Raw genomic sequence first — 20803 nt, forward strand, 5'->3', positions numbered from 1 at the left:
TGCCCTTCTTCTTGCGGCCCCGCAGCCGCTTGCGCAACTTCTTGATCGTTTTGGGCAGGCGGACCTTAGATTTCGGCGGAATGTTGGTCTCGTCGGTCATCAGCCCTCCTCCGACCCGACGGTAAACAGCGGCTCGCAAGCGGTCCATGACGCATCGGTACCGCGCCCAGCCTGCCGTGGCAGGGTCTGACGCCAGATCAGGCGCGCCTGCGCGACGACCCTCGAAGACTGCGGCACAGTTTGCCGATGATGGTGCGGGCAGCAATCTCCGATCCGCTTCCACTGCTGCGCACCGGCATCGCAGCCGCCCTTCGCCGGGACGGCCATCCGGTCGACGAACCCGCCGACCTGCTGGCCTGGTGCGCCGACGAGGCACCGGTCCTCGTCGTCATCGGCCTGACCACTCCGGCTCAGTGGGAGCTGCTCAGCGACCTCGGCCGGTCCCGTCCGGCGGCGAGAATCGTCGCCCTACTGCCAGATGCGGCCGCCGCCACACGGGCCGTCCGGGCCGGCGCCACCGCAGTGCTCCCCCGTGACGTGACCGCAGAACGTCTGCTCGAAGCTTGCCGGGCGGTCCGCCGCGACGAATCCGTGCTGCCCGCCGCGACCGTCCGCGAACTGCTGCGCCACGCCGCCCGCTGGGACGACGACGTGCACCTCGACGACCGCGAATTGGGCTGGCTGCGGATGCTCGCGGGCGGAGCGACGGTGGCAAGGGTGGCGGCTGCATCCGGCTATTCCGAACGGATGATGTTCCGGCTGCTGCGGGACCTCTACGCTCGGCTGGGCGTTGGCGGGCGTACCGAGGCGATGCTGCTCGCGCGGGAACAAGGCTGGGTGTAGGTCGCCGGACACAGCATGAGACACCGTGACCGAGCGGGATCCGGTCTCCGACGCGCGCGACACTGTAGCGTCGCGCTTCCCATCGGCGCGGTGGGAGATCCTCCTCGGCAGCGACGCCTGAACGAAGCGGCGCGCCGGTGAAGCACTCCACCACGATGGTCCCTCCAACGGAGACAATCGCGACAACAACAGGGGCCCACTGTCACCGGATTCGTCAGTCGGCCGGCGTGGATGCCACCGGCAGCGCGGCCGGCGCCGCCGGCATGGCAACTGACGGTAGTGCAAGTCATGGCTGACGGGCTGGGTCCAACCACGGCGAGGGGACGTCGATGAGACTGCTGGAGACGATGATGCCGCAGGTAGCGGCGCTGATCGGCGTGGTGGTCGGCACTGTCGGCACGATCATTGCCACGACAGTGGCCGAGCGGGCTCGGTGGCGGCGCAGTCAAATGGTGCGATGGGACGAGCGGCGGCTGGACGCCTATGCCGAATTCACGCGTGCCGTGAAGGAGATCCACTTGCTGGCGCTGGGAATGCTCAGCGCCCACCGGCCCGGCGCCCGTACCCCTGCACTTGACGGCGAGGAGGGGTTGGCGCGGTTGGCTGAGGCGGATGTGCGGCACACACTGACATGGGAGGCGGTTCTGCTGCTCGGTGATGAGGTCACCGTAGGGGCGGCCTCCGCATGGCGTCACGCGGTGCGGGCTCTGGAGCAGGCCGCGCGTTCCTTACCGGACCCGCCCGATGACCTTACCGAACTGGTTCGGCGCGCCGATGAGACTCGTGACGGCTTCTACCGCGCCGCGCGAGGCAGCCTCGGTGTCCGCGGCGGCACCGTTGACCAGGTGCGGCGGCCAGCCGACAATCGCGTGCCGGCCATTCGCCTCTGACGTAGGTCCATGACACGAGCACTTCGCGGCAGAAGAGTGCGCTTTGGGGCCAGCCCTGTGGACGCCAATCGCGTACCTTGCAGGCATGCCAGTGGCATCCGCCGACGCGCTGCAAGCTGCGGTAGCTACCCCGCCAAATCGTCGCCTCGCAACAATTGCCTTCTCCCTAGCGCTGGTCGCCGTAGGGCTGGTCGGCGGCTTCGTGGCGGCCAAGCTTGCCGACGATCCGCACACCGCCAAGCCGGAGCTGCTCGTTGGGACCGTCACCTGGTCGAACGAGCAGACCAGGTCCGTCGCCTTTGAGGAAGACGGGGCCCGACGGGGCCCTCTCGATGGCGACACGATCTATTCAGTGATCGCCGAAAGCTGGCAGGACGTGAGCGGGACACTGCACGGCGACGGTACCTATCCAACCTGCCTGGCCGGCGAGAAGGGCGACCCCGTCTCAGAGGACCGGCACCGAGTCGAGCTTGAGGTCCTACACCGAGACACGGGCGGTCAGCCACAGCACATCGTCGTCCACGTCCACTGCCTCGATTGATGGCATGAGCCCGGGCCTTGCGCTTCTGGCTAACCTCGGCCACGAGGCCAGCCCAGAGGGGTCGTTTGGTGACACACACTCAATTCGGCAGATCCGAACGCCGAGCCGCCCGTCACTGGTAGGTCACCCTTATGCAACGTCAGCAATCGGACCGTCGGCCGGTCCTACAGGCGTCATGGATGCCGATCAGCATTAGGCCGGCTACTCGGATGCTGCTGTGTACAACCGGTCGTACCGAAATCTGCACCGGAGCCAGTGAGCCGAATCCAGCCTGACTCGACTCGGGCCCGCCGATCGACGACGAGAGCAACGCGGTCGGCCAAGGTACTCGGACCGGCCGACAGCGTTGCCGACGTCTACACCCCTTCCCCGATGCCCAGTTGCACCTGAATCTCCTGGGCGCGTTCGGCCGCCGCGCTCGCGCCGTAGTGCCGGGGCATGTCCTCCGAGGTCCAACCCAACAGCAGCATCAGGTCGCCCGTGTTCCCGCCGGCGCGCTTCCACTCGTGAGCGAAGTTGTGCCGCCAGCGGTGGGCGTGCACGTTCGCCACGCCAGCGGCGAGACCCAATCGCTTCAGGCGAATCTTGATGCCGTTGGCCGCCAACCTCCGCCCGCCGCGGTCGGCGAGCCACAGATCCGGCAGTTCCGATCCCTTGTGCTTGCCTCGCGCGCGTAGGTAGCGGCTGATGGCCCGGGCCGTCTTCGGCCCGAACCGCACCCGGCGGTCCTTGGCACCCTTGCCGTGGTAGTGCACCGACTCCGTGTTCAGGTCAACATCATCGAGCAGTAGGTTGCCGACCTCCGACAGCCGCGCACCGGTGTTGTAGTACAGGCGGATGATCGCCTCGTCGCGCAGGTGCGGAAAGGTCTTGCCCTTGCAGGCGTCGAGGAGCTTCTTCGTGTCCTCGTCCCGGATGATCGGGATCAGCTTCTGTGGCGTCTTGGGCTGTCGGACCCGATCCATCGGCGACCGGTCGATGTCCTCCTCGACCAGCAACCACTTGAAGAACTGCTGCAGACCTTTGTGCTTGTTCAGCGCGGTCGACGCGGACCGGGTCTCGATCATCCATGCCTGAAACGCCTCCGCGTGCCCCCGGGTCACCTCGGTGGGGTCCTCCGCGGCGTCGGCGGCATCAGGGTCCGGCGAGTGCTCCGCCAGATAGCGGGCCAGTTGCGCCGCGGCGAGAAGGTAGTTGTACCGGGTCGTCTCCGGGTAGTTGCCCGCCCGCAGCGTCCGGTCCCAGTCGCGTAGGTATCCCGCCCAGGTCGAGGACAGGTCGGTGGTGAGCTTGGTGAGGTCCAGTAGAGCCATGTCGGTCACCCGTCGAGTCAAGGGGTCGATAAGCGGCGTGCTCGACCTCGACGAACCACCGTGAACACAAAAAAGAGGGTTTCCACAGGCTCTGACCTGTGGAAACCCTCTCGCTGTCGGGACGGCCGGATTCGAACCGACGACCCCTTGACCCCCAGTCAAGTGCGCTACCAAACTGCGCCACGTCCCGCCCTCGCCCGGCCTGCGCCGCGCGACGGCCGGTACAGCGTAGCGCAGGCCGGTTTCGTACGTGCAGCGGCCCACCGTCCCCTGCCGCCCGCTTCACGTTGCCACACCTGTCATACTCCCTAATCCATCCTAGGAAGATAGGTCATTAACTGGAGCGGGAGCCATGCCGCTCCGGTAGACCGGAACGGGATGGAACGGAACAGGACGGAACAGGACAGGCGAAGCTCATCGAGGGCGGCCCACCTGACGTCGGGCGCTCAGCCGTGCGCCTTGCCCCGCCCGCCGGCACCGATCTTCTTACGGGGACGTACCGAAACCTCCACCGGACTGCCCTCGAAGCCGAACTCCTCGCGGAGCTTCCGCTCGACGAAGCGCTGGTACCCGGCGTCCAGCGGGCCGGTGGTGAAGAGTACGAACCGCGGCGGGCAGGTACCCGCCTGGGTGGCGAAGAGCACCCGGGGTGCCCGGCCGCCCCGCACCGGGTGTGGCGTCGCCTGCACCAGTGCGGTGAGCCACTGGTTCAGTTGCCCGGTCGGGATCCGGGTCTCCCAGCTGGCCAGGGCGGTACGCAACGCAGGGGCGAGCTTGTCCACCGCCCGTCCGGTCTTCGCCGAGACGTTGATCCGGATCGCCCAGGGAATACGCCGCAGCTCCCGCTCGATCTCCTTGTCCAGGTAGTAGCGGCGGTCCGCGTCGACCAGGTCCCACTTGTTGAAGGCGATCACCAGGGCCCGGCCGGTCTCGGTCACCGTGGTGAGGATCCGCTGGTCCTGCTCGCTGATCGGCTCGCTGGCGTCGAGCAGCACCACTGCCACCTCGGCGGCCTCGATCGCCGCAGCGGTACGCAGACTCGCGTAGTACTCCGTGCCGCTGGCCTTGCCGACCCGCTTGCGCAGCCCGGCGGTGTCCACCAGTTGCCAGACCTCGCCGCCGATCTCGACCAGGCTGTCGACCGGGTCGACTGTGGTGCCGGCGACCGGGTCGACGACCGCCCGCTCCTCCTTGGCAAGCCGGTTGAGCAGGCTGGACTTGCCGACGTTGGGGCGGCCGACCAGGGCCACCCGACGCGGCCCGCGCGGGCCACCCTCGCTGATCGGCGGCGCGTCCGGCAGCGCCTCCAGGATCGCGTCGAGCAGGTCGCCGGCACCCCGGCCGTGCAGCGCGGAGACCGGCCTCGGCTCGCCCAGCCCGAGCGACCACAACGAGGTGGCCTCCAGCTCCACGGCCGTGTTGTCGGCCTTGTTGGCGATCAGCAGCACCGGCTTGGCGCTGCGCCGGAGCATGCGTACGGCGGCCTCGTCCACGTCGGTCGCCCCGACCGTGGCGTCGACCACGAAGAGCACCACGTCGGCGGTGGCGACGGCGTTCTCGGCCTGGGCGGCGATGGCGGCGGCCCGGTCCTTCGCGTCCGGCTCCCAGCCGCCGGTGTCGACCACCGTGAACTGCCGTCCCGACCACTGCGCGTCGTACGGGACCCGGTCTCGGGTGACCCCGGGCGTGTCCTCCACCACCGCCTGCCGGCGGCCGATGATCCGGTTCACGAGCGTCGACTTGCCGACGTTGGGCCGCCCGACCACGGCCACCACCGGCACCGGACCGGTCGGCTCACCCTCCTCGACGTCCGGCTCCCGCAGTTCGATCCAACCATCCCCCGCGCTCACGCCGCCTCCTCAAGTGCAGCACCGGGGCGAACCATGACGGTGTCGCCCCGCCGGGTGCTACCCCGGTCGTCCACCAACCCACCGGTCCCGCCGCTTCGCCGGGTCACTGGTCGGACCGCCGGTCGGTGAGCAGGTCGTGTAGCCGGGCGACGACCTCGTCGATGCCCAGGGCGGTGGTGTCCAGCACCACGGCGTCCGGGGCCTGCCGCAGCGGGTCCGCGGCCCGGGTGGAGTCGAACTGGTCCCGCCGGGCCAGGTCGGCGGCGGTGGCGGTGAGATCGGCGGCGTTCTCCGTGCTGCGCCGCAGCGCCCGCGCCTCGGCCGAGGCGGTCAGGTAGACCTTGAGGTCGGCGTCGGGCGCCACCACCGAGCCGATGTCCCGGCCCTCCACCACGATCCGGCCGGCTGCGGCGATCATCTCGCGCTGCTGCGCGACGAGCAGCTTCCGGACGGCGGGTACGGCCGACACCGCCGAGACCGCCGCGGTCACCTCGGCGCCCCGGATCTCCCGGTCGACGGCGACACCGTCGGCTGTCACGCTCGGCGCCTCGGGGTCCACCCCGATCTTCAGGTCGGTCTCCCCCGCCACCTTCGCCACCGCCTCGGAGTCCTGCGGGTCGACCCCGGAGCGGAGTACCGCCCAGGTGACGGCCCGGTACATCGCACCGGTGTCGAGGTATCGGGCGCCGAGCGCGTTGGCCAGTCGACGGGAGACGGTGGACTTCCCCGAACCGGACGGGCCGTCCACGGCAACCACACATCGCCCGGTCCGTACCTTTTCCGCCACCGTTCCTCCTTCACCGATCCCTTGGGCGATACGCCCGGCACTGCCGGATTCTGCGGGCAGCCGGCCGTGGCGGCCCCGCCGCGTGTCGTTGTCCATCATGCCCCGTCCGCCGGACCGGCCCGCGTCCGACATCAGAGCCAGGCGACCGGGGTCAGTCCCCCACCGCCTTGAAGAGTGCGGCGATCTCGGCGTTGGTCAGCCGGCGGTTACGACCGGGCCGCAGGTCGCCGAGCCGGATCGGTCCGATGGCGGTACGGATCAGCCGGGACACCGGATGCCCGACCTCCTCCAGCAGCCGCCGGACGATGTGCTTGCGCCCCTCGTGCAGGGTCAGCTCCACCTGGGCGGTACGCCCCAGCGTGTCCACCAGCCGGAACTCGTCCACCCGGGCGATGCCGTCGGACAGTTCCACACCGGCCTTCAACCGCCGCCCGGCGTTGCGGGACAGCGGCCCCGCCACCTCGCACAGATAGGTCTTCTGCACCCCGTACGACGGGTGCATCAGCCGGTGTGCCAGCGTGCCGTCGTTGGTGAGCAGCAGTAGTCCCTCGCTGTCGGCGTCGAGCCGACCGACGTGGTAGACGCGTTCCTCCACCCGACCGAGGAAGTCGGCGAGCGCGGTGCGCCCCTTCTCGTCCGCCATCGTCGAGACCACGCCACGCGGCTTGTTCATCGCCAGGTAGACCAGCCGGGTGTCGGTGACGAGCCGCTCACCGTCGACGTGGATCACGGCGGTGGCCGGGTCGACCTTGTCGCCGAGCTGCGCTACCCGCCCGTCGACGGTGACCCGGCGCCGGAAGATCAGGTCCTCGCAGGCACGGCGGGAGCCGACACCGGCGGCGGCGAGCACCTTCTGGAGGCGCTCCACGCCTGGGGCATCGGAACTGTCATCGCGGGGCATCGGCTATCTCTTCCACGTCGTCGGGCAGGAACGGGGCCAGCGGCGGCAGCTGGGCGACGGTGTCCAGGCCGAGTTTCTCCAGGAACAGCGTCGTCGTCCGGTACAGGAACGCTCCGCTCTCCGGTTCGGTGCCGCACTCCTCCACCAGCCCGCGAGTGACCAGGGTACGGATCACCCCGTCGCAGTTGACACCCCGGATGGCCGAGATCCGCGACCGGGTCACCGGTTGTTTGTATGCGACCACAGCCAGTGTTTCCAGCGCCGCCTGGGTCAGCCGGACGGACTGCCCGTCCAGCACGAACCGCTCGACGTAGGCCGCGTATTCCGGCCGGGTGTAGAGCCGCCAGCCACCTGCGGCCCGGCGCAGCTCGAAGCCGTGTCCGGCCGCCGTGTAGTCGGCGGACAGCCGCTCCAGCATGGTCGCGACCCGCTCGGTCGGCTGTTCCAGCACCTGGGCCAGCAGGATCTCGGTGACCGGCTCGTCCACCACCAGCAGGATGGCCTCCAGGGCTCCGCGCAGCTCGTCCTCGTCGATCAGGGCGAGCGTCGCGGCCCGCCGGCCGGCCCCGCCGGGCACCGGCGCCGCCGCCGGCACACCCTCCGGCTCCGCTGCGACATCCTCGGGTACGCCCACCGCCTCGCCCGGCTCCGGCCCGCGTTCCCCGGCGCCGGTGTCCGGTCCGGTCTGATCGGTGACCGAACCGTCCTCGACCCGCCCCGGCAGCTCACCCGACGACAGCTCACCTGACGCCTGCTCACCCGACGGCTGCTCACCCGACGGCTGCTCACCTGACGCCTGCTCACCCGACGGCTGCTCACCCGACGGCTGCTCCTCGGCCGGCTCGTCCCGAGCCGAAGGCTCCTGGACCGCCCCGGAAGAAACGGCGGACCCGCTGGCGGAATCGGTGGAAGTCTCCGGCGACGCGGTCCCGGTCGGCCGCTCCCACGGTGGCACCCAGGCCGCCGCCTGCTCGGCCAGCGAGTCGGGTCGCATGTCGCTGGTCACCGCGTCTCCTCCTGTGTCTCGTCCCCGGTGGTGCCCACGGGAGGCTCCGGTGGTGCCGGCGCGCCCGCGTACTCGTCGATGTCGAGTTCGGCGCCGCCGTCCTCGGGACCGGTCCACCGTACGGTCAGCTCGCCGAGCGCCTCCACCTGGGCGAAGCCGACCAGACCCTCCCGGTAGAGCTCCAGCAGGGCCAGGAACCGGGCCACCACCTCCAGCGTCGACTCGCAGTCCGCGCAGAGGACCCGGAAGGTGGCGATACCGGCCCGACGGAGCCGGTCGCGTAGCACCGCCGCGTGTTCCCGGACACTCACCCGGACCATGTGCACGTGGTCGATGGAGACCACCGGTGCCTTCTTCGGGGTCATCGCCTTGACCGCCAGCGCGGCTAGCCGGTCCGGTCCGATCCCGAGCACCAGGTCCGGCAACGCCTCGGCGTACCTCGGCTCCAGGGCGACGGCCCGGGGGTAGCGGCGGGAGCCGACCGCCTCCAGTTCGGCGATGTGCCCCGACGCCTCCTTGAACGCCTTGTACTGCAACAGCCGGGCGAAGAGCAGGTCCCGGGCCTCCAGCAGGGCCAGATCCTCCTCGTCCTCGACCTGGGCGGCCGGCAGCAGCCGGGCGGCTTTGAGATCGAGCAGGGTCGCGGCGACGACCAGGAACTCGCTCGCCTCGTCCAGGTCCCAGTCGTCCCCCATCGCCCGGATGTACGCGATGAACTCGTCGGTGACCCGGTGCAGGGCGACCTCTGTCACGTCGAGCTTGTGCTTGCCGATGAGTTGCAGCAGCAGATCGAACGGGCCGGTGAAGTTCGCCAGCCGTACGGTGAAGCCAGCCGCCGCCTCGGCCCCGGCCTCGCCCTCGGCGGGCGCGGCATCGGCCACAGACGGCGCTGGACCGGATGGCGGTGAACCGGACGGCGGTGGACCGGAGGCGGCGGGCACCGGGTCCGGCGTGACCGGGGAGGTGGGCGGGGAACTCACCCGACGACCGTAGTCCACGGGTTCCGGACCGTCAGCCGTCAGCGTCGCCCCGGTACCGTCACTCACCCGATGATCCTCGACCCGGCGGGCTCCAGAACCGGGCCCGGACAAACGAAACGCGAGACCGCCGAACGTCGTCGGCCGGAACCGCCCACCTGGTTACCGCTCGGCCTGCGCGGCGATCACCTCTCGGGCGAGCTGGCGGTAGTTGCGGGCTCCGGAGGAGGCCGGATCGAGCGTGGTGATCGGCGCACCCGCGACCGTGGACTCGGGGAACTTGACCGTCTTGGTGATCACGGTCTGGTAGACCTTGTCGCCGAACGCCTCCACCACCCGCTGGAGCACCTGCCGACAGTGCGTGGTGCGGCTGTCGTACATGGTGGCGAGGATGCCCTCCAGCTCCAGGTCGAAGTTGAGCCGCTCCCGGACCTTGTCGATGGTGTCCAGCAGCAGGGCGACGCCACGCAGGCTGAAGAACTCGCACTCCAGCGGGATCAGCACGCCGTCCGCCACGGTGAGGGCGTTGATGGCGAGCAGGCCCAGCGACGGCTGGCAGTCGATCAGGACGTAGTCGTATTCCTTGCGGATCGACCTGAGCACCCGGGCCAGCGCCATCTCCCGGGCGACCTCGTTCACCAGCTGGATCTCGGCGGCCGACAGGTCGATGTTGGCCGGCAGCAGGTGCAGCCCGGCGACATCCGTCTTGATCAGCACATCCTCGGCGGTGACGTCGTCCTGCATCAGCAGGTTGTAGACCGACAGGTCGAGGTTGTGCGGGTTGACACCGAGACCGACCGAGAGCGCACCCTGGGGGTCGAAGTCGACGAGCAGCACGCGACGGCCGTACTCCGCCAGGGCGGCGCCGAGGTTGATGGTCGTGGTGGTCTTGCCCACCCCGCCCTTCTGGTTGGCCATCGCGATGATCCGGGCCGGCCCGTGCTGGTCGGTCGGCATCGGTTCCGGGATCGGCTTACGGATCGTGTACGCGGCCGGGTCGGCCGGCCCCAGTTCGGCGCCGAGGTCGAGGGCGGACTGCTGCTCGCGCAGGCTAGAGGTCCACGCCTCGGCACGGTCAGCGTTTCCAGCCATGTCCTCGTACGCCCCCTCCCGACGACTGCCCGGCGTCGGAGCCGAACGGTGTCCTGTGCGGCGCCGCCGCGAACCTCGATTGCCGCCCCACGAGGCCGCGCCAGAACCCGACTCTACGCCACGTCGCAGCACCGTAGTGGGCACCGTCTCGGCGTGTCGAACCGGCCGCTGACCACCACGGGCGGACCGGAAGCGCACCCGCCCGCCCGACAGTACCCCGCCGGTGGCGGGACCGGGATCGCACCGGTCAGCCGCGCGCCCGGGGGTGCGCGGTGGCGTACACCTCGCGGAGCCGGTCGACGGTGACCAACGTGTACACCTGGGTGGTGGTCACCGAGGCGTGCCCGAGCAGTTCCTGCACCACCCGTACGTCGGCGCCACCGTCGAGCAGGTGGGTGGCGTACGAGTGCCGCAGTGTGTGCGGGGAGACCGCCCGTGGGCCGTCAACCGGCAGTCCGGCCCGGGCGGCGGCCCGGCGCAGGATCGTCCAGGCGCTCTGCCTCGACAGCGGCCCGCCCCGGGCGTTGAGGAAGACCGTCGGCACGCCCCGGCCGGCGGCGGCGAGCGTCGGCCGGGCCCGGACCAGATAGGCCCGCACCGCCTCGGCGGCGTACCCGCCGACGGGTACCAGCCGGCTCCGGCCGCCCTTGCCGTGCAGCAGCACCGACCCGTCGGTCAGGTCGAGGTCGTCGACCGCCGCGCCGACCGCCTCGGAGATCCGCGCGCCGGTGCCGTAGAGGAATTCCAGCAGGGCCCGGTCCCGCAACTCCAGCGCGGCCCGGGGGCCGGTGGCGTCGACCGAGCCGACGGTCTCCAGCAGCTTGACCACCTCGGTGACCTCCAGCGCCCGGGGCAGCCGCCGGGGCGGGACCGGCGGGCGTACGTCCCGGCTCGCGTCCTGGCCGACCAGCCCCTCCCGGACCGCGAACCGGTGCAGGCCACGGACCGCGCTGGCGGCCCGGGCCGCCGACGCCGCCGCCAGCGGCGGGTGGCCGTCCGCGCCGGCCCGGAGCCGGGCCACGTGCGCCGCGATCTCGGCCGGCCCGACCGCCGCGAGGTCCTCGACGCCGCCGGCGGCCAGCGTCGCCAGATACCGTTCCAGATCCCGCCGGTACGAGGTGAGCGTGTTCGCCGACAGCCCGCGCTCGACGGTGAGGTGGTCGAGGTAGCCGCGCACCGCACGACGCAGTGCCGGTGACGGTTCGGGCCCGTCACCGGCCGGCTGCGGCTGTCCGCTCAGGCCGGTTCCCCTCAGTCGAGAACGTCGGCCAGCGACAGGGTGCCCATGCCGTGCGCCTCGGCCACCGGGCCGTAGGTGACCTGGCCGGCATGGGTGTTCAGGCCGAGCGCGAGCGCCTGGTCGCGGCGCAGCGCCTCCCGCCAGCCGTGGTTGGCCAGTTCGAGGGCGTACGGCAGGGTGACGTTCGTCAGCGCGTACGTGCTGGTGTGCGGCACCGCACCGGGCATGTTCGCCACGCAGTAGAAGAGCGAGTTGTGCACCGGGTAGACCGGATCGTCGTGGGTGGTCGGCCGGGAGTCCTCGAAGCAGCCGCCCTGGTCGATCGAGATGTCCACGAGCACGCTGCCGGGCTTCATCCGGGAGACGAGTTCGTTGCTGATCAGGGTCGGCGCCTTGGCACCGGGTACCAGCACCGCACCGATCACCAGGTCGGCGTCGAGGACGGCGCGCTCGATCTCGTAGGTGTTCGAGGCGACCGTCTGGAGGTGCCCCCGGTAGATCGCGTCGGCCTGGCGGAGCTGGCCGACCGCCCGGTCCAGCAACAGCACCTCGGCCTGCAGACCGAGCGCGATCGCGGCGGCGTTACGGCCGGAGACCCCGGCGCCGATCACCACGGTCTTGGCGGCGTACACCCCGGAGACGCCGCCCATCAGCACGCCGCGACCGCCGCCGGAGCGCATCAGGTGGTACGCGCCCACCTGCGGGGCGAGCCGACCGGCCACCTCGGACATCGGGGCGAGCAGCGGCAGCGACCGGTCGGGCAACTCGACGGTCTCGTATGCGATCCCGGTCACCTTGCGGTCGAGCAGCGCGTCGGTGCACTCCTTCGAGGCGGCCAGGTGCAGGTAGGTGAAGAGCACCTGCCCCTCGCGCATCCGGTGGTACTCCTCGGCGACCGGCTCCTTCACCTTCAGAACGAGTTCGGCGACGCCCCAGACCTCGTCGGCGTCACCGAGGATGGTGGCCCCGGCGGCGGCGAACTCGGCGTCGGTGATCGAGGAGCCAGCCCCGGCGCCGGACTCCACGTACACCTCGTGACCGGCACGGACGAACTCGTGCACCCCGGCCGGGGTGATGGCCACCCGGTACTCGCGGTTCTTGACCTCGCGCGGAATTCCGACCTTCACTATTCCGACACCTTCCTCCGGGGCTGTCCACCCCGGCCGCGCGACGCGCGGTGGCTCCGTTGCCACCGCGGTCCACCGTCCCGCCCGCGGAAGTCTAGGACCGGGGCGGTGCACCGGCAGCCAGCATTGTGACAGCGGGTAACCGGCAACCTTGACGGTATGTCAGCCACGCCGGACCGGCGAATCGGCGGACCGGACCGGAACCGCCGAACCGGCGGCACCGCACGGGCGGACTGCCAGGCGAACGGCACCGCACGGGCGGGCAGCACCGCACAGGCGGGACGTCGGGCGGGCGGCATCGGGTGGGCGGCGGTCAGGGCAGCGGCGAGTCGGCGGGGCGGAGCCCGGCCCAGCCCCCGTCCCGGGCGCGGGCCGCCGCGAGCACCCCGGCGACACAGGCCACGTTGGTGATCTCGCCCGCCAGGACCATCGAGACGGCCTCGTCCAGGTCGACCCGGACCACCTCCAGCCCGGCCTCCTCGTCGCGCCGCTCGTGCCGCTGCTCCACCGGCACCTCGGAGAGGTCCCGAGCGAGGAAGATCCGGATCAGCTCGTCGGAGTACCCGGGTGAGGTGTGCACATCCGCCAGCAGGTCGAGCCGGCCCGCGACGAGATCCACCTCCTCGGCCAACTCTCGTAGCGCGCCCGCCGGCAGCGCCTCACCCGCGACGTCGGTCAACCCGGCGGGCAGCTCCCAGAGCACCCGGCGCAGCGGGTGGCGGTACTGCCGGATCAGCACCGCCCGCCCCCGCTCGTCCAGGGCGAGCACGGCGACCGCCCCGACGTGCCGTACGTAGTCCCGGGGCACCACCCGGCCGCCCGGCATCGCGACCTGGTCGGTCACCACCGAGAAGACCTTGCCCCGGAACCGTTCCCGCCGTTCACGTACCTCGTAGCCGTGCCCGCCGGCCCGACCGTTCACGCCCGCACCGCCGTGCCGGCCCGACTGCCAACGATCACGACGAGGAACCCGCCTTCGCCGACCGGACCTGCCCGTTGCGCCCGGCCGAGTCGGTCGACTCGGCGGCATCCGTCGCCCCGGCGGGCTCGGGCGCATCCGTGGCCGGCTTGCCGGCGCTGCCCGCGGCGGAGGCACCTGTGGCGGCCGGTGCCAGCTCCACCGGCAACTGGTCCGCGGCCGAGTACTTCACGACGGCGCCGACGAACGCGGCGAAGAGCGGATGCGGCCGGGTCGGCCGGCTCTTCAGCTCCGGATGCGCCTGGGTCGCCACGAAGAACGGGTGCAGCGACCGGTCCAGTTCGACGAACTCGACCAGCCGACCGTCCGGGGAGGTACCCGAGATGTGCAGGCCGGCCTTTGTCAGCGCGTCCCGGTAGGCGTTGTTCACCTCGTACCGGTGCCGGTGCCGCTCGCTGACCTCGGTGCCGCCGTACGCCTGCGCGACCAGCGAGCCCTCGGTCAGCCGCGCCGGGTACGCGCCCAGCCGCATGGTGCCGCCCAGGTCACCCCGGCCGGCGACGATGTCCTCCTGGTCGGCCATGGTGGCGATCACCGGGTGCTTCGCCTTCTCGTCGAACTCAAGCGAGTTGGCCCCGTCGAGTCCGGCGAGGTGCCGGGCCACCTCGATTGTCATGCACTGCAGCCCGAGGCAGAGCCCGAGGATCGGGATGCTGTTCTCCCGGGCGTACCGGGCGGCACCGATCTTGCCCTCGATGCCGCGTACCCCGAACCCGCCCGGGATGACGATGCCGTCGACCCCGGCCAGCGCTGCCGCCGCTCCGGAGGCGGTGACACACTCGTCGCTCGGTACCCAGTGCAGCTCCACCCGGGCCCGGTGGCCGAACCCGGCGGCCCGGATCGCCTCGCTCACCGACAGGTACGCGTCGGGCAGGTCGACGTACTTGCCAACCAGCGCGACCCGGACGGTGTGGTGCGGGTGGTGCACCCGCTCCAGCAGGTCGTCCCAGCTGGACCAGGCGACGTCCCGGAACGACAGCCCGAGCCGGCGCACCACGTAGGCGTCCAGGCCCTCCCGGTGCAGCACCTTCGGGATGTCGTAGATGCTCGGCGCGTCCGGGGCGGCGATCACCGCCTCCCGGTCCACGTCGCAGTAGAGCGACAGCTTGTGCTTGAGCTTGTCCGGAATCTCCCGGTCCGACCGGCAGACGATGGCGTCCGGCTGGATACCGATGTTGCGCAGTTGGGCCACCGAGTGCTGGGTCGGCTTCGTCTTCAACTCCCCCGACGGCGCCAGGTACGGCACCAGCGAGACGTGCAGGTAGAAGCAGTTGTCCCGGCCCAGGTGGTGGCGTACCTGCCGGATCGCCTCCAGGAACGGCAACGACTCGATGTCGCCGACCGTGCCGCCGACCTCGGTGATCACCACGTCCGGGGTACGGCCGTCCTCGTCCGGGTCGGCCATGGCCAGGATCCGGGACTTGATCTCGTTGGTGATGTGCGGGATCACCTGCACGGTGTCCCCCAGGTATTCCCCCCGGCGCTCCTTGGCGATCACCTCCGAGTAGATCTGCCCGGTGGTGACGTTCGCCTTGCCGGAGAGGGCGCGGTCGAGGAACCGCTCGTAGTGCCCCACGTCGAGGTCGGTCTCGGCGCCGTCGTCGGTGACGAAGACCTCACCGTGCTGGAACGGGTTCATGGTGCCGGGGTCGACGTTCAGGTAGGGGTCGAGCTTCTGCATCACGACCCGAAGGCCCCGCGCCGTGAGGAGGTTTCCGAGGCTGGAGGCGGTCAGGCCCTTACCGAGTGAGGAGGCAACCCCACCGGTGACGAAAATATGCCTGGTCGTCCGAACTGAAGGGGCCAAGGCCTGCTCCCGTGGTCGTCTGTCGCGGTCGTGCGAACCGGTTTCGGACCAGTTGAGTGATCCACGCGATCCACGGGATTCCACGGTAACACCAACCCCGGCCGGGCTGCCGGGGGCACCCGCTTCCGGTGCCGGTCAGCCCGCCGGTACCTCGGCGGACGGCCGCGCCGGCCCGGATTCCACCCCGCTGCGGACGGTGACGGAGAGCGGCGCGGCGCCACCGGCGGGGTCGGGTGCCGGATCCGTGCCGGCGGTGGTCGGGGCCGGCTCGGTCGGCTCGTCCGGGCAGGGCGCGGTCGCCGGCATGGTCCGGTCGGTGGCGTGGTCGAGCACCCGCAGCGCGGCGAGCGCGGCCATCGGCACGGCCAGCGCCGCCGCCGCACCCGCGACGTTCAGGGCGGAGCCGCCGAGCAGGCCGGCGATCACCGCGGCCACCGGGATACCCGCCATCGCGCCCCGCATGGCGGGGTAGATCCCGAAGAGCCGCTTGAGCCCACCCCACGGCCGGAGCAGGGCGAACCACACAAGCACCGCGCCGAGCAGCGCGAGGACGGTGAGCGGGCTTCCGGCCAGGGCGGCCAGGTTCGCCGCACCGGAGCGGTGCACGGTCAGCCCGCTGGTGCCGTCGCCGACGGCGGTGAGGAACCGGCCGAGGCTGCCCCGCTGGTCGATCGGCTGGCGCAGGTCCATCACCACGAACCCGATGGTCACCGCCAGGCCGGCGACGGTGGCCCAGGCGAGCCGGCCGAGGCTGAGCCAGCCACCGGTGCTGATCGCGGCGGCGATGCTCACCCCGGCGGTCAGCGCGACCGCACCGACCGCGTCGGCACCCAGGTAGGGACTGCCGACCACGATCACCCCGAGGACGCCGACCAGCACCACCACGGCCGGCCGCCAGCTGCGGCGTACCCGCTGGGCCAGCCAGGCCGCCGCGAGCAGGGTGCCGGCGATGAAGACCCCGAGCCCGACGGTGCCGAGGCCGGCGTACCGGCCGCCCTCCAGGGCCGAGTATCCGGTCACCCCGTTGAGCTGGAGGCGCGCCCCGGTGACCACGTCGACCCCGACGACCAACGCGGCCAGCGCGGCCACGCTGCCCAGCGGCCAGAGGGTGCGCTGGTAGGCCCGGGCGAGTCGCACCGCGGCGGTGGCCAGGCCGAGCAACATCGCCGTGACCAGCCCGAAGTAGACGCCGGCGTGCTCACCCCGCCACCACGGGACGGCGTCCGCGACGAGCGCGGCCGGGATCGCCAGGGCGGCGGCGATCAGCAGTACCTCGACCGTCGCGACCACCCGCCGGGGCGCCGGGGCCGGTCCGGCGGGACCGGCGTCGCGTCGCGCCCGCCGCAGCAGGGGCAGCACGGCGACCGCGAGCAGGCACTGGAGGCCGGCCAGCAGCAGGAAGAACCACTTCGCCACCTGCTGCTGCGCCCGGGCCTCCCGGTCGGCGTCGGCGGGGGCGGCGATCGCCGTGGGCAGGTCGGCCGGGCGGCCCTCGACCACCGCCGCCGGCTGGCCGATGAAGAGCCGCTCGGGCGCCGGCCTGCCCAGCGCCGCCAGCGCCGTGGGTGCCAGGTCGACCAGTTGCAGGTAGCCGTCCCGGCCGGTGCTGCGCGAGGTCAGCCAGCCACGTCCCCAGCCCGGACCGTCCGCCACCACGACGTGCAGCCGGGACGACCGGTCGGTGTCGGCGAGCCCGGCCACCACCACCAGGGAACGTTCGGGTCTGGCGGCCAGCACCCGGGCCAGGGCGGCGTCGGCGCGGCGGGCGGCGGCGGCCCGGACGGCGGGATCGTCGCCGCTGACGGTACCGAGGTCGATGATGCCGAGTACGCAGTCGTCGAGCAGCCCGGTCGGATCCGGCGGCAGTTCCGCGGCGTACCTGTCGACCCGCCCGAACGGCCTGGCGGCGGCGACCGCCGCTCCCGGGCCGACCGCCACGGTGCAGCGGACCGATTCGGCAAGCGCCCCGGGGACGGTGCCCCAGCGCAACCTGTCCTGGTTGTGGGTGACAGTCGCCCGCTGGTCGGGCAGGTTGGCGCTGATCGCGTCCGGCTGCTCGACGGTGACGTCCAGCGGCGGGCACTCCTCGGCGACGACCCTGGCGTCCCAGGCGGCGAAGTTGCCGGCGCCGAGGGTCTGCCAGCCGTCGACCGGACAGGTCGGCTGCCGGGCCGACCGCACCGACAGCGAGCCGATGGCACCGCCCTCGGCCATCCGCCACAGCGTCGGGGTGGTCTGCGGATCGACATCGTCCCAGCGCAGTCCGGGTACCCCGGCCAGCAGCACGTAGTCGGCGGTCTGCGCCGGCGTCCGGGCGGCCGGCCGGACGACGAGCGCGGTGACTCCGAGAGCCACCACCGCCACGGTCAACAGGGCGGGCACCAGCCGGCGCAGCATCAGCCGCGCCCCGCCGACGAGCCCGTCTCCCGGCCGGCGGAGGGCGGTCGGGAGCCACCGGACCGGTCGGACTCCTCCGCTGTCGCGCCGGACCCCGCCGAACCCGGATCGGCGGCGTCGGCCACCTGCTCCACGGGTCGGGCCGGGGTGGGCCGCGCCGCGCCGAGTTCGGCGTAGAGGGCGGCGACGGCGGCGACGGTCTCCGGCTCGGTCGGCCACTGCGCCGCCCGTACCGTGGCCAGCCCGGCCAGGGCGGCCCGCCGGTCGGGATCGTCGAGCAGTGCCCGTACCGCCTCGTCCACCGCGTCCACGTCGTCCGGCGGAACCAGTACGGCCGCCTCGCCGACCAGTTCCGGGACCCCGCCGACGGCTGTCGCCACAAGCGGTACGCCGGCCCGCAACGCCTCCTGCGCGAAAAGTTGCCGTGCCTCCCAGTCGCTGGTGACCACGGCCAGGTCGGCTCCGGCCAGCAGGTCTGCCACGTCGGTCCGGTGCCCGAGCAGCGTCACCGGGGCCCGGGCGGCCGAGATCCGCGCGGCCAGCGGCAGATAGCTCGGGCCACTGCCGGCGATCACCACCGCGGGCGGCGGTTCCAGTTCACGCCACCGCGCGGCGGCGTCGATCAGCACGTCGTACCGCTTCTGTGGGTGCAGCCGGCCGACCGAGAGGATCAGCGGCTGGTCCGGGGCGACGCCGAACTCGGCCCGTACCGCCGAGCGGCTGCGGCGGGGTGCCGGCAGGGTGGGTGCGGCAACCGGGGCGAGCCGGGCGTCCCGGGCACCGAGGGCGACGGCCCGCTCGACCAGGTCGGCGGAGGCACCGAGGCTGACCCGGGCCCCCCGGGCGACAATCCGCTCGACCAGCCGGGAGAGCCGCCCGCGCAGCCCGCCGACGAGTACCGCGTTGTGCCAGGTCACCACGACCGGGGCGGCCGGACGGGCGAGTACCGCCACCAGGCCGGCCCGCAGTCCGTGCGCGTGTACGACGTCGACCGGTGCCCCGGCCAGTGTCCGGCGCAGTACGGTGACCGCCCGCGCGTCGGCCGGGGTGGGGTTGGCCGGGATCTCCACCGGCACGAACCGGGCACCGGCGGCGGTGAAGCCGAACTGTTCCTCGGTGGCGCTCGGACCGCAGACGGTGACCGCCAGCCCGGTACCGACAAGTCCCCGGACCAGCGAGGAGACGTGCTGACCGACGCCGCCGGTACTGGAGGCGAGCACCAGGGCCACCGCCCTGGTACGCCCGACGGCGGCCGTCGGCTCCGGCACGTCCGGTTCGGCGCGGTCCCCCGGTCGAGCCGGCCCAAGCTCGCTCACCGCGACACCCGTTCCTTCCCGTCGTCCTCGCCCGGGTCGGCCGCGTCCGGCCGGTCCGCGCGTCCCGTCTCCGTCTCCGTTGCGTCCCGTCGCCGCGACGCCGCCGGCCCACCGCGGCGGGCCAGCATTCCGCGCAGCCGTCCGGGCAGCGTCGCCAGCAGCGGCCGGAGGTCGTGCCGGTCCAGCGGGTAGGCGACCGCGACGAAGGCCGCGCCCACGGCGACTCCGGACAGCATGCCCTGCACGAGTGCGTCGACTCGCGCCGGGGTACCACCACCGAGGCCGGGCAGCCAGTGTGCGCAGGCCGCGCCGATCGCCGCCGCGACCGCCCCGGCAAGCAGCCCGACCAGGGCTGCCCTGGTCAATCCGGTCAGCCCGGCCGGGCCGGCGCTGCGCCGGACCGCGAGGACCAGCAGGACCCCCAACACCAGCATGCCGACCGAGTTCGCCGCCGCGACCGCGAACACCCGATAGTCCACCGGGAAGGCGGCGGAGAAGCCGACGGCGGCGAACGGCACGACGAGCCAGCCGGCCAGGGTGGCGGTGGCGGCCCGGCGGGTGGCGCCGCGCGCGTAGAGGGCCCGGGTGAGCACCGCGAAGAGGCCGTAGCCGAGCAGCCCCGGCGCGAACCCGGCGACGGCGGCGACCTGGGGTGCCCCGCTGCCGGGCCAGAAGAACCGGGCCACCGGTTCGGCGGTGCCGACCAGCGCCGCCGCGCCGAGGCAGCTGAACAGCAGCACCCGGCGGACGGTCGGGGCCAGCGTCCGGCGGTACCCCGACTCGTCGCCGGTGGCGTGCGCGGCGGCCAGCGTCGGGTAAGCCGCGATCGCGAGCGGTACGGCGAGCACCGCCCAGGGCAGCAGGTACACCGTCTGGGCCAGGTTGAACACGATCTCCGCACCGGTCGGTCCGCCGCTGAGCTGGCGCAGGCTGACCAGCAGCGCCACCTGCTGGCCGAGTACCGTCACCGCGCCGGCCAGCGCGAGCCCGCCGAGCCTGGCCCGGGCGTCGGCGGCGAAGCCGTACCCGAGCCGGGGCCGCAGGTGCAGCCGGCGCAGCGGGATCAGCAGCGACAGCGAGAGCACCACCACCCCGAGGGTGGTACCGGCGGAGAGGATCAACTCGCCGCCCCGGCCGACCTCGGCGATGGTCGGGTGCACCCCCTCGACGGCCGCGAACGCCAGGTAGACCCCGATCACGGTCACGCTGGAGAGCAGCGGGGCGATCACCGGCCAGGCGAACCGCCGGTAGGACTGGAGGACCCCGGTCAGCACGATGCCGATGCCGTAGAGCGGCAGTTGCGGGGCGAAGACCCGGAGCATCCGCGCCCCGGCCTCGATCTCGGCGGCGCTGCGGTGGTCGGAGATCAGCCCGACGATCGGTTCGGCGAGCAGCGCCACCGCGACCGCGAGCGGCACCAGCAGGCTCACCGTCCAGGTCAGCAGCGCCCCGGTGGTGGCCGCCACCGCCGCCCGGTCACCCGTGGCGACCGCACCGGCCAGCAGGGGTACGACGAGGCTGGCCAGCGCCCCACCGGCGACGATCTCGAAGACGATGTTCGGAACGCTGTTCGCCACCACGTACATGCCGCCGAGGTCGCTTGCGTCCCCCATCATCCAGGTGAAGACGCCGGTACGGCCGAACCCGGCAAGTCGACTCGCCACGGTGAGTACGGCGATCAGCGTAGCGGCGCCGGCCACCCGCCCGGCGCCGGCGAGGGGTGCCGGCCTGCCCACC

The 20803-nt window shown here is 72.3% G+C and carries 15 protein-coding genes, 1 tRNA gene and 2 pseudogenes; 3 read left to right on the forward strand and 15 right to left on the reverse strand.

Annotated elements, in window-relative coordinates; all coding sequences use genetic code 11:
• Window positions 1-246 precede the first annotated feature (246 nt).
• The 3 genes from CLT71_RS08485 (at window position 247) to CLT71_RS08495 (ending at window position 2274) form a co-directional block, all read left to right on the forward strand.
• The gene (locus CLT71_RS08485; protein WP_101366627.1) at window positions 247-843 is read left to right on the forward strand and encodes a helix-turn-helix domain-containing protein; all 597 of its coding nucleotides are present in this window, start codon (window positions 247-249) and stop codon (window positions 841-843) included.
• Window positions 844-1172: 329 nt separating this feature from the next.
• Window positions 1173-1733, forward strand: coding sequence for a hypothetical protein (locus CLT71_RS08490; RefSeq protein ID WP_486483145.1), 561 nt, complete (start codon window positions 1173-1175; stop codon window positions 1731-1733).
• 85 nt (window positions 1734-1818) lie between these two features.
• Window positions 1819-2274, forward strand: coding sequence for a hypothetical protein (locus CLT71_RS08495; protein ID WP_486483146.1), 456 nt, complete (start codon window positions 1819-1821; stop codon window positions 2272-2274).
• 356 nt (window positions 2275-2630) lie between these two features.
• Here CLT71_RS08495 and CLT71_RS08500 read toward each other — a convergent pair whose 3' ends face one another.
• The 15 genes and pseudogenes from CLT71_RS08500 to murJ form a co-directional block, all read right to left on the reverse strand.
• Window positions 2631-3587, reverse strand: a complete 957-nt coding sequence (locus CLT71_RS08500; protein WP_143743414.1) for a tyrosine-type recombinase/integrase — start codon at window positions 3585-3587, stop codon at window positions 2631-2633.
• A gap of 116 nt (window positions 3588-3703) precedes the next feature.
• Window positions 3704-3777 (reverse strand) — tRNA-Pro (locus CLT71_RS08505).
• A gap of 256 nt (window positions 3778-4033) precedes the next feature.
• Window positions 4034-5437: a ribosome biogenesis GTPase Der gene (gene der / locus CLT71_RS08510; protein ID WP_101366629.1), complete on the reverse strand. Its 1404-nt coding sequence runs from the start codon at window positions 5435-5437 to the stop codon at window positions 4034-4036.
• A gap of 103 nt (window positions 5438-5540) precedes the next feature.
• The gene (gene cmk / locus CLT71_RS08515) at window positions 5541-6224 is read right to left on the reverse strand and encodes a (d)CMP kinase (RefSeq protein ID WP_101366630.1); all 684 of its coding nucleotides are present in this window, start codon (window positions 6222-6224) and stop codon (window positions 5541-5543) included.
• 151 nt (window positions 6225-6375) lie between these two features.
• Window positions 6376-7125 (reverse strand): pseudouridine synthase, encoded by a 750-nt coding sequence (locus tag CLT71_RS08520; protein ID WP_101366631.1) that lies wholly within the window; start codon window positions 7123-7125, stop codon window positions 6376-6378.
• On the reverse strand, window positions 7112-8131 hold the full coding sequence (gene scpB / locus CLT71_RS08525) for an SMC-Scp complex subunit ScpB (RefSeq protein ID WP_101366632.1): 1020 nt from the start codon (window positions 8129-8131) through the stop codon (window positions 7112-7114). Before scpB ends, CLT71_RS08520 begins: the two co-directional genes overlap by 14 nt.
• Window positions 8128-9177 (reverse strand): segregation and condensation protein A, encoded by a 1050-nt coding sequence (locus CLT71_RS08530; RefSeq protein ID WP_486483147.1) that lies wholly within the window; start codon window positions 9175-9177, stop codon window positions 8128-8130. The genes scpB and CLT71_RS08530 overlap by 4 nt, the downstream gene beginning before the upstream one ends.
• Window positions 9178-9270: 93 nt before the next feature.
• Complete coding sequence (locus CLT71_RS08535) at window positions 9271-10200, reverse strand: ParA family protein (protein WP_101366633.1); 930 nt, start codon at window positions 10198-10200, stop codon at window positions 9271-9273.
• Window positions 10201-10447: 247 nt separating this feature from the next.
• A complete protein-coding gene (locus tag CLT71_RS08540) occupies window positions 10448-11455 on the reverse strand; it encodes a site-specific tyrosine recombinase XerD (protein WP_101366634.1) in 1008 nt (335 codons plus the stop codon).
• Entirely contained in the window at window positions 11452-12567 is a 1116-nt protein-coding gene (gene ald / locus CLT71_RS08545) for an alanine dehydrogenase (RefSeq protein ID WP_101366635.1), read from the reverse strand. Before ald ends, CLT71_RS08540 begins: the two co-directional genes overlap by 4 nt.
• 313 nt (window positions 12568-12880) lie before the next feature.
• A complete protein-coding gene (locus tag CLT71_RS08550; RefSeq protein ID WP_486483148.1) occupies window positions 12881-13489 on the reverse strand; it encodes an NUDIX hydrolase in 609 nt (202 codons plus the stop codon).
• 130 nt (window positions 13490-13619) lie between these two features.
• A pseudogene (gene pyrG / locus CLT71_RS08555) lies at window positions 13620-15353 on the reverse strand (CTP synthase); the annotation flags it as partial.
• A 135-nt stretch (window positions 15354-15488) separates the two neighbouring features.
• Window positions 15489-17750 carry a hypothetical protein gene (locus tag CLT71_RS08560; protein WP_486483149.1) on the reverse strand — a complete coding sequence of 754 codons (2262 nt, stop codon included), beginning with the start codon at window positions 17748-17750 and terminating at the stop codon, window positions 15489-15491.
• 143 nt (window positions 17751-17893) lie between these two features.
• A pseudogene (locus CLT71_RS08565) lies at window positions 17894-19018 on the reverse strand (glycosyltransferase family 4 protein); the annotation flags it as partial.
• A 44-nt stretch (window positions 19019-19062) separates the two neighbouring features.
• Window positions 19063-20802 (reverse strand): lipid II flippase MurJ, encoded by a 1740-nt coding sequence (gene murJ / locus CLT71_RS08570; protein WP_101366637.1) that lies wholly within the window; start codon window positions 20800-20802, stop codon window positions 19063-19065.
• Window position 20803: the final 1 nt, after the last annotated feature.

Source organism: Plantactinospora sp. CNZ320, assembly GCF_002846275.1.